At 49.6% G+C, this 17,717-nt stretch carries 14 protein-coding genes; 6 read left to right on the top strand and 8 right to left on the bottom strand.

Features of this window, described 5'->3' with window-relative positions:
• Positions 1–115 precede the first annotated feature (115 nt).
• From KQJ23_RS19445 to KQJ23_RS19430, 4 genes are all read right to left on the bottom strand, one after another.
• Positions 116–625: a hypothetical protein gene (locus tag KQJ23_RS19445; RefSeq protein ID WP_216480570.1), complete on the bottom strand. Its 510-nt coding sequence runs from the start codon at positions 623–625 to the stop codon at positions 116–118.
• 46 nt (positions 626–671) lie between these two features.
• Entirely contained in the window at positions 672–4,223 is a 3,552-nt protein-coding gene (locus KQJ23_RS19440) for a DUF3289 family protein (RefSeq protein WP_216480569.1), read from the bottom strand.
• A 155-nt stretch (positions 4,224–4,378) separates the two neighbouring features.
• Positions 4,379–5,764 carry an MATE family efflux transporter gene (locus KQJ23_RS19435; protein ID WP_249529925.1) on the bottom strand — a complete coding sequence of 462 codons (1,386 nt, stop codon included), beginning with the start codon at positions 5,762–5,764 and terminating at the stop codon, positions 4,379–4,381.
• A 75-nt stretch (positions 5,765–5,839) separates the two neighbouring features.
• Entirely contained in the window at positions 5,840–6,802 is a 963-nt protein-coding gene (locus KQJ23_RS19430; RefSeq protein WP_216480567.1) for a helix-turn-helix transcriptional regulator, read from the bottom strand.
• Positions 6,803–6,914: 112 nt separating this feature from the next.
• Between KQJ23_RS19430 and KQJ23_RS19425 the strand changes: the two genes are divergently transcribed.
• Positions 6,915–7,394: a GyrI-like domain-containing protein gene (locus KQJ23_RS19425; protein ID WP_216480566.1), complete on the top strand. Its 480-nt coding sequence runs from the start codon at positions 6,915–6,917 to the stop codon at positions 7,392–7,394.
• Positions 7,395–7,420: 26 nt separating this feature from the next.
• Positions 7,421–7,888 (top strand): phage tail protein, encoded by a 468-nt coding sequence (locus KQJ23_RS19420; protein WP_216480565.1) that lies wholly within the window; start codon positions 7,421–7,423, stop codon positions 7,886–7,888.
• A gap of 199 nt (positions 7,889–8,087) precedes the next feature.
• Here the strand turns inward: KQJ23_RS19420 and KQJ23_RS19415 are convergent, their stop codons facing one another.
• The 3 genes from KQJ23_RS19415 to KQJ23_RS19405 all read right to left on the bottom strand — a co-directional run bounded on the left by KQJ23_RS19415 (position 8,088) and on the right by KQJ23_RS19405 (position 11,471).
• Complete coding sequence (locus KQJ23_RS19415) at positions 8,088–8,603, bottom strand: DinB family protein (RefSeq protein ID WP_216480564.1); 516 nt, start codon at positions 8,601–8,603, stop codon at positions 8,088–8,090.
• A gap of 171 nt (positions 8,604–8,774) precedes the next feature.
• The gene (locus KQJ23_RS19410; RefSeq protein WP_249529922.1) at positions 8,775–9,632 is read right to left on the bottom strand and encodes a copper amine oxidase N-terminal domain-containing protein; all 858 of its coding nucleotides are present in this window, start codon (positions 9,630–9,632) and stop codon (positions 8,775–8,777) included.
• Between the two features lie 102 nt (positions 9,633–9,734).
• Complete coding sequence (locus KQJ23_RS19405) at positions 9,735–11,471, bottom strand: ABC transporter ATP-binding protein (RefSeq protein WP_216480563.1); 1,737 nt, start codon at positions 11,469–11,471, stop codon at positions 9,735–9,737.
• Positions 11,472–11,637: 166 nt separating this feature from the next.
• Here KQJ23_RS19405 and KQJ23_RS19400 point away from each other — a divergent pair, with 166 nt between their 5' ends.
• The 4 genes from KQJ23_RS19400 to KQJ23_RS19385 all read left to right on the top strand — a co-directional run bounded on the left by KQJ23_RS19400 (position 11,638) and on the right by KQJ23_RS19385 (position 17,161).
• On the top strand, positions 11,638–13,083 hold the full coding sequence (locus KQJ23_RS19400; RefSeq protein ID WP_216480562.1) for an ABC transporter permease: 1,446 nt from the start codon (positions 11,638–11,640) through the stop codon (positions 13,081–13,083).
• Positions 13,084–13,097: 14 nt separating this feature from the next.
• Complete coding sequence (locus tag KQJ23_RS19395) at positions 13,098–14,606, top strand: ABC transporter permease (RefSeq protein WP_216480561.1); 1,509 nt, start codon at positions 13,098–13,100, stop codon at positions 14,604–14,606.
• Between the two features lie 111 nt (positions 14,607–14,717).
• A complete protein-coding gene (locus KQJ23_RS19390) occupies positions 14,718–16,559 on the top strand; it encodes an ABC transporter substrate-binding protein (RefSeq protein ID WP_216480560.1) in 1,842 nt (613 codons plus the stop codon).
• A 98-nt stretch (positions 16,560–16,657) separates the two neighbouring features.
• Positions 16,658–17,161 (top strand): hypothetical protein, encoded by a 504-nt coding sequence (locus KQJ23_RS19385; RefSeq protein WP_216480559.1) that lies wholly within the window; start codon positions 16,658–16,660, stop codon positions 17,159–17,161.
• 57 nt (positions 17,162–17,218) lie between these two features.
• Here the strand turns inward: KQJ23_RS19385 and KQJ23_RS19380 are convergent, their stop codons facing one another.
• Positions 17,219–17,671, bottom strand: coding sequence for a helix-turn-helix domain-containing protein (locus tag KQJ23_RS19380; protein WP_216480558.1), 453 nt, complete (start codon positions 17,669–17,671; stop codon positions 17,219–17,221).
• Between the last annotated feature and the right edge of the window lie 46 nt (positions 17,672–17,717).

The following is a 17,717-nucleotide window of genomic DNA, read 5'->3' as shown; positions in this document are numbered from 1 at the left end:
CTTGCTCCATGTTACCACCCGGATTGATGCAATTACGTCCTCTTAGCCATCGTTCAACAACGGTATATATTCCCGTTATGATCTCTTTCAATGAGAAGTGTAACCGCCGCTCGCATCACTTTATCCTGATTCCGTACCAACCCTCACCCAGTTCATCCAGCACGTAGCCTACGGGTTCTCCGTCATACAGCTTTTTTACCATATCGCGGCTCTCGCAGTATACGATGTGATAGGTGCCGCCATCAGTCCGCTCCCAATCAAAAACAAACCGGAGGAAGCTCTTGCCATCCTGCTTGCTGTATCTCAAAAAACTCAGCTCGTCTCCCGACAGCGCTACAATCTGCTGAATCTTACCCTGCAGACCCGAACTCACAGACTCATGGAACTGATCGATAGCAGCATTACCGCCATTGGTGAAAAGGAAGATATCCCCGATATTCTGCAGATCATCCTGTTCACCCACCAGGTGCTCAGTCTCTTCCCTCACGGCTTCAAACAGCTCGCGATTCTTCGCAAAAATAGCATACTGCGTCTTGGAATGACCGTAATAGCTGATGAGCAATCCAACGGCCACAACCAGCACGGTTGCTGCAAGACCAAACAAAGCGAATTTTCTGCGACTCATAAGCCTCACCTTCACCTGCCCCATTGTACCCAGTAAGTTATTATACTTATTTTATCGAACCGCTAAAGGATACTTCGTAATCAATCGTCGTAATGAAAGGCACGTATTTTCCGTTAAAGCGCTCATAGTGCTGCAGCGTGAACCAATCGACAAAGCCCAGCCACACAATCTCATCATCGGCATCCAAGCCGAAGTGATCATAGAAATGGAACACGAGCTTCCCGCTGAACCGATCCCCGTCATTTTTGAAATCCTCAATCGCCACATTATGACCGTGAAAGGCGTGAATCGCAAGTGATAGAGCAAGATTGGTCTTCTCCGTAAATACCGGATAAGGGCTGCTCGAGAATTGATTCACGTAATTATTCACGGCATTCTGGTTCGAATCCGGTTTGTACTCCAACTTAGACAAATCCCCATGATTATTGCTCAGCTCCTGAACGACAAAATCCCGAATGAGGTCCACATAATCTTGCGTGCTGGAATCATTAATCACCGCATTGTCCAATTTGCTGTTCTTATACTTGATATATTTGTTAGTATCAAAAACGTCGCCGTAAGAGACGGAGGTCCCTTCATTATTACGATTGTCATATCTGAATGTCGAGACCAGGTCCTCCAGCACGAACTTCATGTCGTCGCTCGCTCCGGTCTTGCCTACAGAGAACAGGACAGCCATTTCTCCCCAGATCATGAATTCAGGAGTAATCCTGGCGACGGAGAAAACAGGACCCAAATCGAGCAATTCCCAATAGGTATAATCATTAAACGTCAGGTCGTCCGATACCGGATATTCGCCTTGCGAAGCCGACTTCAGGATACCCTCCCTGTAAGCAGACTGATGGATCAACGCCTCGTTGGCATCAGGAATCAGCCTTCTATTATCCACGGCATCGTTCAGACCATCGCCATCCGTATCTTCCATATTCGGATTTGAATACAGATAGGCATAGACCTTATCCCCTGCCTTGATAATCTTGATCTCTTCCCCGTCCTTGAGCCCGTCGCCATCGCCGTCCGCATCCAAATAATTGACTCTGATCATTGCGCCGCCTGTCCCCAGACGTAACCGACCGGCTTGCATTTCCTTTTCATGATAATCGCTGATGCCGTCTCTGTCTGTATCCTTGTACAGATCCGAGGTCTCTGCAATCGTATCGAAGATCCCGTACAATTGATCGGCATCGCTCGCAGGATAGTAGCTTCCGCCGGTGCCTTGTGCCATAGCCGTCAATACGCTCGTTGACACACTGCTTCCCAGGCCTACCGTATAGATCACGATCCCGTTGTCGGCGGCCCGCTTTGTCAGCGATGTATCATAGGAGCCCTCTCCATCCGTAAGCATGATAATATACTTCAGGACATCCTCTCTGCCGCTGCCGGTGAACAGATTAAGCGCACTGGCAATCCCGCTCGTCAAGGTGGTACCGCCGCTGCTGTCGATCTGCCCCGCCGCTCTGCTTAAGGCCTCCTTATCTGAACTAAAACCGGATAACACCTTTGCCGAAGAGTCAAAATCAACAACAGCACCCCGATCATTATCCGTCAGAATATCAATGAATTCCCTGGTCACGCTAATTCTCACATTGCTTCGATCATTGGTGCTCATGCTGCCCGATGAGTCGATGACGAAGACGATATCCATTCCGGCATACGGATCCTCACCATCCTCATCGTACAGAAATTTATACGTCCATACTTGATCGTACTCGGTTTTGTTCAGCAGAATATATTTCGAGAAATGCCCTGTCTCGACCGACACCGTATTGCCTGCAACCTGTTGATTAGGCAATTCTTCAAGCAGCTGCGTCATCTCGTCAAAATAGTAAATGCGCGGAACGAAATTTTCGGCAGTCATCGAGTCTTCGTCCCACTTGAAAGAGATCGTTGCCTTCTCGAACGTTCCGTTTATGGAGAAATTATACCCGGCATCGATGTATCCAGGGATGGTCGCATCATTCAGAATACCATCTTCAACCCGGTTCACAGCTAAGCTGTGAACCTGCTCCGCCTGGACTCCTTCGACAGTGACGCTAGGAACGGCCCTAGCATCGTTGTCCTCTACACTAACGGTTCTCGAGAATTTCTCCTCGGCTACCAGCGGATCGCTTCCGATCTTCACTTCCCAGCCGTCCGACAGCCCATCGCCATCGGTATCCGCCTTTAAAGGATCTGTCATATACGTATTAACTTCCTCGCCGTCCATGAGGCCGTCCCCATCCGTATCAGGGTTGACTAGACTCGTCCCGTGGGCCAGCTCGGCCAGGTTGCCCAAGCCGTCGTTATCCTTATCTTCATCCCCGTCGGGAATCCCGTTGTTATCACTATCTTGCTCCAAAGGATTCAGCTTCAGCGTAATGATCTCATCAAGGTCACTCAAGCCATCGCCATCGGTATCCTTGCTGGTAGCGGAAAGACCATAATGCTCTTCATAATAATCGCTGATTCCGTCGCCATCGCTGTCCTTCTCCCGATCAATCCCCAGATTGTCCAGATTGCTCTCGTCGAAGTTTACGATGATGTACTCTTTCATCACTTCCGTACCGTCATTGGCTTGTGCGCTAAGCCTCAGTAGATTGTATCCTACATCCAATCCGATGCCTTCCACAGACCAGACCTCATTCACAGGAATCGACCCTAGTTGGAGGATAGCACTACTTTTGTCAAAAATCTGGTACACGAATGAAGTGACGCTCGGCGCCCCTCCCAGTGTTCCCGACAGCCTGTCCATTTTCGTTCCGAGGAAGTAGTAATCGCCTTCCGGGCTTGTCTGAAGCTGTAAGCCGCTCGTATCGAGCTGCACGAAGATATCTTCTGGCTCGGGTTCATTCGTTTCCTGCTGAACTGCGATCTGCGTCAGCCGATAGTTGACAGGCTCGCTTACTACATTCCCCGGATTCCCGGCAAATCCAAGCGTCAGCGTCTCTCCGGGCAAAATATTGGCGTTATAGCCTGCATTATTTATGACGTAATGATTGCCGGTATGCTCCATGATCTCGGCCGTCCAGAACCGTTCAATATTCCCCTCATAATCAAATCCAAGCTTCCAATCTTCAATCGTCGTCTGCGAGACATTCTTGATTCGGATTTCCCCGTTAAAGGCACTCCCCCAATCGCTTGTCACTGCGAAGCTTGCCTCATATTGCCCGGCCGGCACCACCTGTTCGTCGCCCTGCACCGCGAACATCGCCGGCAGCGCCACTCCTCCGTCAGCATTTGCCGTGAAGCCGAAATTCACACTGCTTCCGACAGGAATGTCCTGATTGTTGCCCGTATTCTTGATTACATAAACATCGCCCTCACGGGATTGTACGCTTCCGTTCCAAATATTCGTGATCTCATGCGGCAGCGTAAATCGCAGCGCCCAGTTCTCGATGATGCGTTCGCTCGTATTCGTGATGGTGACATCGGCATTGAATGCATGCTCCCACTGGGAAGAAATTCTGTAGGTAATCTGATAGCCTTCTCCTGCATAGATGGTCTCCTGCGGACCCATGACATCCTCTTGGGCCAGCGCTGTAACCGGAATCGATGACAATGACAGAACCAGAGCCGCCATTAGAGCAACACTTCGTCTCATCCAACCTTTCCTGAACATCGCTACTAATCCTCCTCATATCATTTTTTAAATAATAGTTTGGAAAATTATGTATGTCATAGAGGTATTATTCATCTATCATATTTGCAAAGAGAGGATTAAGCAACAATAATTGGGAAAAATGTAGATGGAAGCAAAAACTGCTCTTCTGAAACCTATGCTCCGATCCCGATGTCCGGAATGGCCTCTGCCGGCTTCACGAGCGCCTTCTTCTCCCAAGCCCGGCTTCTCCAGCGAAGCAGCATGATAGTCCCGCGCAGCCACTCATCCACAACAAATGCGATCCAGATGCCAATCAGTCCATACCCGAGATGGACACCCAGCAGATAAGCCAGCGGTACAGACACTCCCCACATCGAGAGCACACCCATCAGGACGGGAAAACGGGCATCTCCGGCAGCCCGAAGGGAATTAATGACGACCGTATTGAACGTTCGTCCAGGCTCCAGCACAATGGACAGCAGGAAAATCGTTGCTCCAAGGGTAATGATTGCAGGGTCCTCGGTGAACATGCCGATCAGTTCGCGCCGGAATATTACTGCCGTGCCGACGATGGCAATGGTCAACACAAAGCTGATCCTGACGCTCTTTATCAGGCGTCGATAGGCTTCCTTCATCTCCCCTGCTCCGACCATCTGACCGACGATAATCTCTGTTCCTATGCCAATCGCCATTCCCAGCGCCATGAAATAGTTCGATACATTCATCACATATACATGCGTATTGAGCGCTGTGATCCCAATGATGTTGACAAAGCTGATGATCATCAAATATTGCGACTGCCACGAGAGATGCTCTCCCGCTGCAGGCAAGCCTACGCTCAGAATCTGCTTCACATAGGACCCGTTCCAATTCACATAGTCTTTCGTGCGAATCCGGGCAGGAGTCTTGCGATACAACAGGATGAACAGAACGATAACCCCAAGCAAGCGGCTGACTACCGTCGATACCGCTGCACCTGTGACGCCCCATTCCGGGAACCCGAAATTCCCGAAGATGAGCAGATAGTTCCCGGTCACATGGATCAGGTTGACGCCTAGCGTCACGAACATAACGCTCTTCGTCTGCCCGCTTGAGCGGATGACCGAAGAGAGCGCATAAGACAGGGCTTCGATCCAGATAAAGCCGCCGATAATCTTCAGATAGTGGCTGGCAATCCCGATTTGCTCCGGATCCAGCTTCATCAGTACCAACAGAGGCTCTCCGAAGAAAACAAGCAGAATGCTGACCAGGATACCAAAGATCAGGTTCATCGAGATTGCCAATGCCGCAATCCGGCTTGCTTCCTTCTCCCGCCCGGCACCAATATATTGGGAGACCGCCACGCTGGTCCCGATCCCCACGAATCCGAACATCAGAATGCAAAAATAAATAATTTCATTGGCCAGGCCTACTGCGCCTGTCGCCTTGTCAGAGATGCGGCTGAGCATGAATACATCCACCGTGCCAAGCATCATCCGCAATACGGAATCAATTAATATCGGCCAAGTCACGGCAAACAGGCTAAGCTTCTTCCATGATGGAATTTGATTTGTTGTCAGTGTCACGTTCTCCAGGCTCCTACCTATGTCTATTCTCGATTACTTTCCTAGTGTAGCGCCCTCGTGAACATTCGTCTATGGGGATATCAAGAGCAGCCTTTCTTTGAGCTTTGCCAGGATCTCCTCCGGCATTTCCCTAATCTTGAGATCCTCCCCCAGGAAAAGCAGCCAATCTGTTATTTCGCTCAATTCCTCTGCTATCTGAACCTGAATGAACGCCTTTAGAACCGCCGAGGTTTGATAAGGGCTCGTATAGGAAATCGTATATTTTAAAGGGTGATACTTGCGGAACTGGGCAATAGCCTTCGGGCCAAGCTCAAGCACCAGGTTGACTGCTTCATCCTGCTTGCTCGCTTTTTCCTCTATTTTTTTCCCGCTTAATTTAACCTTTGCTGCGTACAGCTGCACATCGACGAGATTATCGACGGGATACAGGCGCTTCTTCTCTTCATTGAGATCGAAGCCCTCAATCAGCCAGAAGCTCTTCTCCCGGTAAAGATGAAGGAGATAAATCGGATAGGTCTGGATTCTATGATCTTCTTCAATGGTGATGGATAAATATCTATCCGATAACAGAAGCTGAATCAGGGTTTCGAGCATCGGGTGAGGAAGATCGGACAGATCCAGCAGATCGGGGTTGTTCGGGTTAGTCCCTTCAAAGAGCAGGAGCTGATTTAATAGCACCAGGTCATCCTGCTGATTCTCCGAGATCAGGCCCAGTAATTTCTCTGCGAGGGACTGGCGGCTTTTCAGGTAGGGAAGCTGCTGATTTCTTGTTGCCATAAAGGCTATAAAAAGAGCCTTGATCTCGTTATCGGTAAATCGGACGGTCGGCAGGACCGAATTGCTCATGACAAAGTAGCCGCCATCCCTGCCCACTTCGGCTACCAGCGGCATGCCCATCGCTTCAATCTCCCGAATATCGCGGATTGCGGTAGAACGGGAAATATGGAACTCTCGCATGATTTCAGAGATGGTAAAGTGGGCGCGATTGTTGATATACCGCATGATAATATTTATTCGCTCAACCTTTTTCATAGGACCCCTCTAAACAGTTTCACTTTTTGACATGATTTAAAGTTATTATAAGCTCATCAAGTGAAAAGACCAAATCACTCGAACAAAATTAAAGCGAAGGCAGGTTTTGAACATGGCAAATTATACGCTCGAAGAGAAGAACAGCTTTACGGTATTAGGTTTTGGAACAGAGCTAAAGAGCAATTACACGGACTATGCCGGCATTAATAAAGAGAAATCTGACTTCTGGCAAGCTGTTCGAGAAGATGGAAGACTGGATACGTTGAAGTCTGTCGCCGAGAATGACTATATCTTTGCCGTAAACGAAGCGGTGAACAACAAGATGATGCATTATGCAGGGGTTCTGACTGAAAAGGTACTGCCGGAGGCTACCCGGGTGATCCAGTTCCCTCAAGGGCCGTATTTGGTAGTAAAAGGAGAAGCGGCTACATCCGGGGAGCTGAGCAACCAGCTTACCGGGATCGCCTTTGGCCAGGTGCTGCCGGCTGCGGAGCACTTTGCCTATGTGGGCGGACCGAACACAACAGTGGAGATGGAGCAGAAGAATGGCCTGATCCTCGGAGAACTGTGGATTCCGGTAGTTAAGAAATAGCGGTTCGGAAATAAAGGAGGGATAGCATGTCCTATACAGTTGATTTCAAACAAGTATCGACGGTTGGTCTGGAGTCTTCGCCTGTCGCTGAGGCTCTGGCTGGATTGCGGGCCAATGAAGCCCGTTACTTCATGAATAAATATAAGCATGAATTTACGGTGGTTCCCGCCAGCGAGAGCCAGGACACACTGGATTATGTGAGCCGGATTCTCAAGGAAGAGCGCGGGATCGAGTTTGCTGCCAAGCCGCTGGAGACATCCCGTTTTCAAGTAGAAAATATCGCATGGGCCTTTGTCTTTTATGAGGATGGTCTTGGAGTCAATGTGCTGTATACGACGGTGGATGATCCCAAGAAACGCGCGGTCGGGTTCAAGCTGTCCGAAGGGATGGACGTACCCAGGGAATTGGAAGGAAAGTTCAAGTTCGCCCGGCAGAAGTCCAAGCTGGCCGGCACCATCCGGGGCTCGTTCTTTGTGATTAAGGGAGAATACTGAACCCCGGCTCTGGTCAGTTTTACACTTGTTCCGTCTTAACTTAAATCAATGCGCACGATCAGCCCCCCGATTACAATGGAGCCAATCCAATCCGTTGAATGAGGGGGCTTTTACATGAGGAATGTATGGAGAGAATGGACTGGCTCATATATTTAGCTAGAATCGCATTGGAATTCATCAGGCTCTTCACCTCTTCTCCCTAGGCATCCTGTTGCTGCTCTATCAGATAAAAGAGATAGTCCGTCGGCACCCCGGCATACCCCTGCTGTCTCAGCATTGCCGTTATATTCCCCCGGTGATAGGTCCCGTGATTGACCACATGCTGCAGGATATCAGAGAAATGGGTATCAAGAGAACCATGTCTCGGATGTGTGATGGTCATCGCTCTATTTAAATCCGGTGTATGCGCAAGCAAATCACGGAACTGCTCCGTCACATCGGCAAACAATTGCTGCATCTCTTTTACGCTCTTCCCTTGCGTCTCCTCAGTCCAACTCGGAATTTTCGGAAAAATCTCCTCATTCGGAAGTTCTGAGAGCACGGACATATAGAGCCTTTCGAACATATACATATGCCCCAGCGTTTGGGCTACGGACGGGAACACACTCGTCACCTCTGCCTGGAACACTTCCTCCGGAAGCTGCTTCAGGTGGGCGAATAGCTGGCCGTTCGCCCAGACATGGTATTCGTATTGCCTTTTCGGGTCTTGATTCATCCTGAATTCACCCTTTCTTTATTCACCATTCGGCCGCCGGGATCACAGCCGCATTCCTAGCATATACCATGTTCACTGACAACTGCTGTCAGCGAAGTTCAGTCGGAGTCGTCTTCGTAGCGTAGTATTTCGTGATTCCATTCAGATGCAAGCGGGTCATGGGGTTATTGTTCAAGGAACACTATTGCTAATCACCGTCAGGAGGCCATTTTGGGCTGCTCTGTTCATCATCTGATTGACAGCATCTCTTGCGTCAATGCTAAACAAATACCATTGTTCTTCGGTGCCGTCATAGAGCAGAACTTCCGGGGACTCCGGCAGATGTTTACCCATGTTAACCAGAGTATAAATATCAAACCGCTGCACGCTGTCCCCATTCCCGTCCAAAAAATCATATTGTCCGATCTTATAATAAGAACCGGCCTCAGTGTCATGAACACTCCAAGAGAATTTGGCAGGTGCATCTACCTTGATCCGCTTGTTCTCAACGAAGATATTATAAATAGCTTCATGATAAGTGTTGGCTTTGATTTGTTGCACTACGCCGCCCATCGTCATGTGGTATTCGTGCTGCAAGGCTTTGATCTCGACCTGATCGATGAGCAACGGCGGAGTGTCGATGCTTACCGTAGCGTTGTTGTAACTGACTGTACAACCAAACGTTTCTGCGATAAAGCGAAGCGGGACAAGTATCCGATTGTTCTTGAGATAGGGCTTCACATCCAACTGTACAGACTCGCCGTTTTTTACAGCTACACTGCTGTTGAGCTTCAGAGTCACTCTTATATGGTTTTTAAGCAGTGTCACTTCCGAGGGTGACCAATTCACCTCAGCTCCCAAATTCTCGCTAATCATACGCAAAGGCACCATAATTCGACCGTTCTTCGTCTCCGGCTTTACATCAGATGCAATCACCGCACCATCAATCTGAATCTTATTGCCGGTTTCCGCATTCACGATAGACGCCGGTCCCATAACGATCATTCCCGCTAGTATAACGCCAAGAAAAGTAGAAGCGTACTTCAACATAAAAACACCTCTTCCCGCTGAACTCTGTGATCATGATTATACAAGTTTAGTATAATATACCACAGCTTAATAGGGGGAAGAGGTGTTATTAATTACAGATAACTAACCTGTTGCCGGCACCGCCAGCCAATGGCCTTGGCTGACTTCGACAAAATGAGACTGATTCAAATTGTAAGGGTCCTCTTGATCCAGCACTCGGATTGACTCCTTTGAATCTGCAACCCTCACACTAGGGTCAGGCACAGGCACCGCAGACAATAAGGAGCGGGTATAATCATGCAGCGGATTGGCATACAGCTCCTCGCTGTCCGCCAACTCAACCATTCTCCCCTTGTACATGACCGCTACCCGGTCGCTGATTTGCTTGACCACAGCCAAATCATGAGCAATGAACAGATATGTCAGTCCCAGCCGCTGCTGCAGATCCTCCAGCAGCTTGACGATCTGGGCCTGAATCGATACATCGAGAGCTGACAGGGGCTCATCGCACACGATGAATTCCGGCTCTACCGCCAATGTCCGGGCGATTCCGATCCGTTGCCGTTGTCCGCCGGAGAACTCGTGCGGATAACGCATGGCGTGGGACGGCTCAAGTCCGACGAGTTCAAGCAGCTCCTCTACCCGGCGCTGCCGCTCCCGTTTGCCCTTTGCCATCCCGTGCACATTAAGCGACTCTCCGATAATGTCGGCAATACGCATGCGCGGGTTGAGCGATGCATAGGGGTCCTGAAATATGATTCCCATATGTCTGCGCATGGTCTTCATTTCCGAACGGTTAAGATATTTCAAAGGAATCCCCTTGAACAATACCTCTCCGCCCGTCCATTCATTCAAACGAAGAATGCTGCGCCCCATCGTCGACTTGCCGCTTCCCGATTCGCCTACAATGCCCAGGGTCTCACCGGCGTTCAGTTGAAAGCTGATATTATCCACTGCTTTCAGTACCCTGCCCCTGCCCATATCAAAATATTGCCTTAATGCATTTACCTGTAGTAACGGAGGTTCACCTTCCGGCTGCTGCCTGCCTTCCTGCCGAGGCACCTTCGGTGCATCCAGTCTAGGCAAGGCATCCAATAGCCGCCGGGTATAAGGATGCTGCGGGGAAGCAAACAGCTGCGCCGTTGTGCCCGATTCCACAATCTCCCCCTCTTTCATGACGATGACCCGGTCACAGAAGCCGGCCACTACCCCCAGATCATGTGTGATAAGAACAATGGCCGTCCCCAGCTCCTGCTGCAGCTTCTTCATTTCGTCCAGAATTTGCGCCTGAATTGTCACATCAAGCGAAGTCGTTGGCTCGTCTGCAATAAGCAGGGACGGATTACAGGCCATAGCAATGGCAATCATGACCCGTTGCCGCATGCCACCCGAGAACTCATGAGGATATTGATTATAACGAACCTCACTATCCTGAATGCCGACCATTTCCAGCATCTTGACGGCTTCCTTCCTCGCTTCGGATTTGCTTAAATTCCGATGGCGAATCAGCCCTTCCTCAATTTGCGGCCCTACCCGCATGGTAGGATTCAAAGATGACATCGGGTCCTGGAAAATCATCCCGATATCGCGCCCGCGGACCTGCTCCATTTCCCGGTCTGACTTATCCGTCAGGCTCTCTCCCCGGAACATAATGTGTCCTTCCTTCACCATCGCAGGCGGAGACGGAAGAAGCCCCATAATGGATCGAGCGGTAACACTCTTGCCGCTACCCGATTCACCTACAATGCCCAGCGTCTCGCCCGCCCGCACTTCGAAGCTGACATCCCGCACCGCTTGAACTTCGCTATCTCTTCCATAGAACGAAACGGACAATCCATCGACTCTCAACAATACGTTCATGCTGCCACCTGCACTTCACTATAATTTGACCACGGATAGATGACCATCCGGTTATATATTAATTTTCTTTAAAAAATAAACAATTGACATGTATCCCCCTCTAAAAATATACTATACCCATCGGAATTATACAATTTAATTTTTTCTTAGAAGGGAGGTGAAGCGAATGAAGGGTCATATTGCCACAGGAATAACCCGCAATTCTGCAAACATCGCCGATGTGTTAGCAATATCCTTTCGCAAAATGCTGCAACAACCCGTCTATCGCCTGTTGTTATGGATAGCTGGAGCCCCGTTTATGATCATTCTCTGGATTGCACACCGTATTCGGGTTGTGAAAGAAAACCGCCACGGAGTTTCTAGCCACATCTTGCAGGAGCTGCTGGACCAAGGAGTGCCGCAGCAGCTCGAACAGGAGGCCCGGGAGCAGCTTATCCGTAAGCATGCCTTCTTCCAAACGACTCTTCCTCGGGAGGAATTGGAGAAAGAAGCGCGCAGCTTGGCCCAGATTCGGCTTAAAGAAATTCTGGCTGAACGGATCCATGAAGACGGTCTTGCTCCTTCAGCCGATCTGGCCAGCACCTATCACCAGGTACTCGGGCGTCCTGAATGGATCGTGCTTTCCGTTCTTCTTGGGTGGCCCCTGTATGTATTGATGGCCCTATTCGCCAACCCTTACCTGAGATATGTATTGGAAAGGCTTGTCATGGCTCTTGGCGTCATTATTGGCGTGGCTTTCCTGGTGTTCACCATACTCTATATTTCACCGATGAACCCTGCCGCCTCCATGCTGGGAGAGACGGCCACGGCAGAGCAAATTGCCGCGTTTGACCAGCTGCATGGGCTAGATCAGCCTTATTTCATACAGTTATGGCATTCATTAAAAGGCATCCTTACCTTCGATCTTGGCCGATCATTTGTCGGAAATGAATTAGTCACAACTGCGATGGCGAACAAATTTCCTATCACCTTGACCTTGACAGTGATATCAACACTTTTAGCCATCATCATTGCTTTACCGATCGGCATTATCTCAGCCACACGTCCCAATTCAATCTTTGACTACACCTTTATGTTCATTGCCTTGCTAGGCTTGTCCATTCCGAATTTTTGGCAGGGACTGATCTTTATTCTAGGCTTCTCCATCAAGCTGTCCTGGCTCCCTGCTACTTATAGCCCCGGTAACTGGCTGTCTGCCCTGATGCCGATCGTAGTGCTTGGCACAGGTTTTACGGCTGCAGTAGCCCGCATGACTCGTTCGTCGATGCTCGAGATTATTCATGAAGACTACATCATTACGGCACGCGCCAAAGGATTACCGCGAAACCGGGTGTTATGGAGACATGCGGTGACCAATGCATTGATCCCCATCGTTACCGTTATCGGCCTGCTGTTCGGCGGTCTGCTTGGCGGAGCGGCAGTAACCGAAAAAGTGTTCAACATTAGCGGTATCGGGAGCTACATTGTAGACCGACAATTTATTCCCGACATCCCAAGTATCATGGGCGGTGTGGTCTATACGGCGATTGCCATATCCATCGTCAATGTCATTGTGGATTTGCTGTATGCCTTTATCGATCCGCGTATTCGTTCCAAGATCAAACAAAATTAAAGCAGGTGTACTTCATGGCTGTTCATTCTCTGAGAAAAAGCGATATTCAATTCCGGCTTAAGACGCATGCTGAATATATGCAAGCCAGCTTCGCAGCGCTTGCATCCGCCGGCCTTGCTGTAATTCTCCTGGCTTCTGCTTATAGCGGCGATGGATTCAATCAACTGCTGGGCTCTGCCGGCTATGCCTATTGCGGCTTTACGCTGCTACAGACATTCATTTGGTATCGCATTCGTCAGGACCTGATTCAAAGCGGAAGCATTTCTCCGTATGTGAGATTACTGGGGTATCCGATGATGCTTAGCTTTGCTACAGGCAACATTTTCGCGGCGGCGGCGGCTTTTCACCTCATCAAGCAGAAGAAGCATACCGCATACACCCTGTCTGTTTATGCCCTGCTCTCTACGCTGCTCGTCATTGCGGTTACTGCACTGAATATGCTCAAGCCGTACGTAGCCAATGGCTTCATCGTCGGAGCACTGTTCCTGCTTCTCGCGGCAGGGTTGCAGCTCATCTCGCTGCTGCTGGCTTCCCGCCTCGATGAGGGGCGATTAAACCCTAATCTGATGTGGGCGATCATCATTTTGCAATTTATTGCAGCAGTAACCGGCAATTTGTTTTCTCTGTTCGCAGGAATCCTGCTTCTCGCAAAGTTGCGGGATAAGGGCTTCTCTGCCGGCTCAAGGTTCGGCGAGGTGCTGGAGCGAATATCGCATAACATGGCGGCGATGCTGGGCTTGCTCTTTGTCTCCGTACTATTGTCGCTATCCATAACCAGCGTACTGACCTTTGATTACAGTCTGGCCATCGACAATAATTACAGTGCTATTTTGCAATCGCCATCTGCCCAATATCCGCTGGGCACAGACAATTTCGGGCGTGATTTATACACCCGAATCGTCCTGGGTGCCCGCATCTCGTTATTCGTCGGGTTTCTATCAACCGCCATTCCGCTGGTCATCGGCGGCATGCTCGGCGCCTTATCCGGATATTACGGGAAAAGGCTGGACAACTGGATTATGCGCTCGCTCGACATCCTGTACGCTATTCCAGGCATCCTGCTGGCAATTGCCATTATTGCCGCCTTCGGCGCGGGAACCATGAATCTGATTCTCGCATTAAGCGTGGGCTCCATTCCAAGCTATGCGCGAACCATGCGGGCCAATGTGCTCCAGGTGTCTACACTGGAATATGTCCAGGCGGCCAGAGCCTTCGGCTCCAGCGACTGGGTGATCTTGACCAAGCACATTCTGCCGAATGCCGCGGCTCCAATGATCGTGCAGTGTACCTTGACGATCGGCACGGCCGTAATTTCAACGAGCAGCTTAAGCTTTCTCGGTCTGGGTGTAGAACCGCACATTCCAGAATGGGGCAATATTCTAAAGCTGGGCAGCGCTTATCTGGAGACGCATTCTTTTACCGCCATCTACCCAGGCCTTGCCATCATTCTGCTTGTGCTCTCTTTCAACTTTTTGGGCGACGGGCTGCGGGATGCGCTCGACCCTAAGATTAGCCGGAACTAGCCCTATTACGTCTTAACCTTCTATATGTTCTTCCATGACCGCGGGATTTTCGTTGAATGAAGAATGTAGGTTAACTATAAAAACTTTTAGATCATTCAGGAGGGGAAAACCATGTCAAGTAAGCTTAAATTCGCAGCACCATTATTACTCAGTCTTTCTCTACTGCTCAGTGCTTGCACATTAACCACTAAAAATGACGCCGCAAGCTCGAATGCCGAGAATAAGTCCACTAATGAACCCGTAGTGTCCGTGGATACTACTCCGGTAGATATCGAACTACTGGGAATGAGCTCATCGGAGACCGATCTGAATATCGTGCGGGATCAATTATCCAAGAACGGGTTTAACGTCAAATTAAATATTCAACCAGACTACGGCAGCTTCAAAACCCAGCAGGATGCCGGCAATTATGATATCGCATTGTCCAGCTGGACGACGGTAACAGGAAACCCCGATTATGCCGTACGCTCCTTGTTCATCACCGGCGGTGACTACAGCATTCTCTCCAATCCGGAGATCGACGCTTTGATTAACAAGGCGGCCACCCAGACCTCTGATGAGTATCAGGCCACCTACAAGGAGTTCGAGGAGAAGCTGGTCTTCGAAAATGCCTATATTGCTCCTTTGTTCAATTCCTTGAAGTCTCAGGTCTATAATAAAGAAGTACTCAACCAGGACAGTGTCCGCATCTCCAAGTCCCGCTCCTTACCTTGGGAAGAGCTGGACTATAATGATACATCCAAGCGCTCTACCGAGCCGCTGTTGCTGCAATCATCAACGCCAACTTTAACTTCTCTCGATCCGATCAAGGGGAATGATGGCTCCATCAATATTATCAACACCAATCAGTATGTAAGAATCGTGAATCTGACGGATGACGACAAGGTCACTTCGGAAGGCTCCCTGTCTCTTAATCATGCCATTGGAGAAGGCAACTCGGACTATTACTTTATTCTTCGCGACGATATTACCTTTGCCAAGATTCAAGACAAGAAGGCCATAGATTCCGGTGAACGGGTGGGCGGAAACGATGTAATCTTCTCCCTGCTGCGTGCCAAGGACAAGGACTCCGTGCCTGATCACAGAACCTATACGCTGCATGAGCATATTCAAAATGTAGAGCTGGTTACGGACATTGCGGCATTGGAGGGTCAAACGGTCTCCGGCGGCAGCGGAACGGTCAAGAGTGCTCTGGAGAGTGGATTGGATGTAGGAATTACTCAACTGGTAGCCGATAAGAACGAGGCAAATAACCAAGAAGGTAAATATCAGGTTATCAAGCTGACGACAACAGAACCTTTCCCGCAAGTACTAAACTATCTGGCGCATCAGTCGGCAGGCATCGTGTCCGAAAAGCAGGTAAAAGCCATCAATACCTATGATGTTGCCGCATTCGATGTGAATAAGGACATTCCTTACGGCGATCAGAACACCGTTACCGAAGGCAATCAATATAACAACACGCTGTACACAAGCGGACCTTACATTTTAGCCTATAAGAATGATTATGAAGCTATCTTCTATAAAAACCCGGGCTACATGAAGGGAACCGAGCACGAACCGCGTATCGAGACCATTAAGGTTAAATTTATCAAGGATGCGGACAGCGCTCTGTCTGCCCTGCGAAGCGGGGAAATCCACCTCTACTACGGGGTAAGCGAGACCAAATTTGATGTTGTGAAAAGCGACAGCAAGCTGATTCTCCAAACCATCCCGAGTAATGGTGTGAGTTATCTGCTGTTCAACACCAGCAACCGTCCGGTAGCGGAGAGCGCAGACCTCCGCAAAGCCGTACTGTATTCCATCAATCAGGATGAGTTCCTTGCCTACTATGGCGGCAACAAGTTCAAAGCAACATCCACGCTCAGCCCGCTGGTACAGACAGGACTCGAGCTGGTTGCCGACGCAGCCAAAGTGAAGGAACACCTGCAAGCTTATCAGGCCAGCAAGTAACTTTATTTATTAACTATGTGCTGATAACGGACCCGAGAGGCGCCCATGGGGGCGTCTCTTGGGTCTCCTACAAATTCAGCCGGGAGGGGAAGCTCGCCATGAGTACATCATCACAGCTGGAGAAGATCAGACTATCGCAATGGGACGCGCTATCGTTGGAATCATTGCTGTCTCTCGGGTGGACCGAAGAACAGCTTCTCAACCATATCCTTGAGGGAACGCTGCCGATAGATACTAGCCCGTTCAAGTTCGACTATGTGTCTTTATCAACATGGATCAGAGCCAACGAAATCGAATTCAAACGCGTGTTAAAAGAAGGCTATCAAATCAAGTACAATACGATTCGCGGCATAAGCAGCTGGATTAAACTGGCTTTGAAGGTTGAGGCGGAACTCGTTCTGGAGCCTGGGCAAGAAGCCGTTATCGCCAGATTGACACCGCAAGAGGCTGCGCGGCTAGCCTCCGTTCTTTCCCTGGGCTGGACGATAACACCCGATTCTGAAGCTTCGAATCCGATAGATCAGCAGGCCGGGAGCGGTGCTCGTTCACTTTTTCGGATCATTCTCTCTTCTCCTAAAAACACCCCTGCAGCCGGCGCTTAACGCCGATCGCAGGGGTGCTTCGTTTAATGACCATTCTCTACTGCTCTTCCTGCAGCATCAATCTTGCTTATATTGCTCCTTCAGTATGCTGGAGCCGATTCCGCCGCCCAGCATACCTATTAACGAGCCGAAATTCCAAAAGAATGAGCTCCCCTGTAATGCAATCTCCAGCGGTGTTACTTTGTTCAAAAGGAGGACGCCCAGCTTGATCACCATCAAAGCAAAACCTGCCAAGAACAGGACATCAAAAGCAAATTTCATTCTTGGATGAGCCAATTGCCTGCTTTCCTTGATCACCTTTTTTGCCAACTCGTCGTCGCCCTTTAATAGCTCATCGATCGTAACCTCAAAAAGATCGCTGATTTTAATAATGATCTCAATGCTGGGATAGTTCTGGCCATTCTCCCACTTGGAAACTGACTGCCTGCTCACAAACAGCTTCTCCGCCAGCTCTTCTTGGGACCAGCCTTTCTTGCTTCTCTCCGTTTTTAATTTTTCTGCAAAGATCATAGCAGCAACTGCCTTTCCGCAATTTATACGTCTATGATGATTGGCC

It is taken from the genome of Paenibacillus brevis (assembly GCF_018919145.1).
Lineage (GTDB): Bacteria > Bacillota > Bacilli > Paenibacillales > Paenibacillaceae > Fontibacillus > Fontibacillus brevis.
Note: the sequence above shows the minus strand (reverse complement) of the source record. Positions and strands in the feature narration are given on the sequence as shown.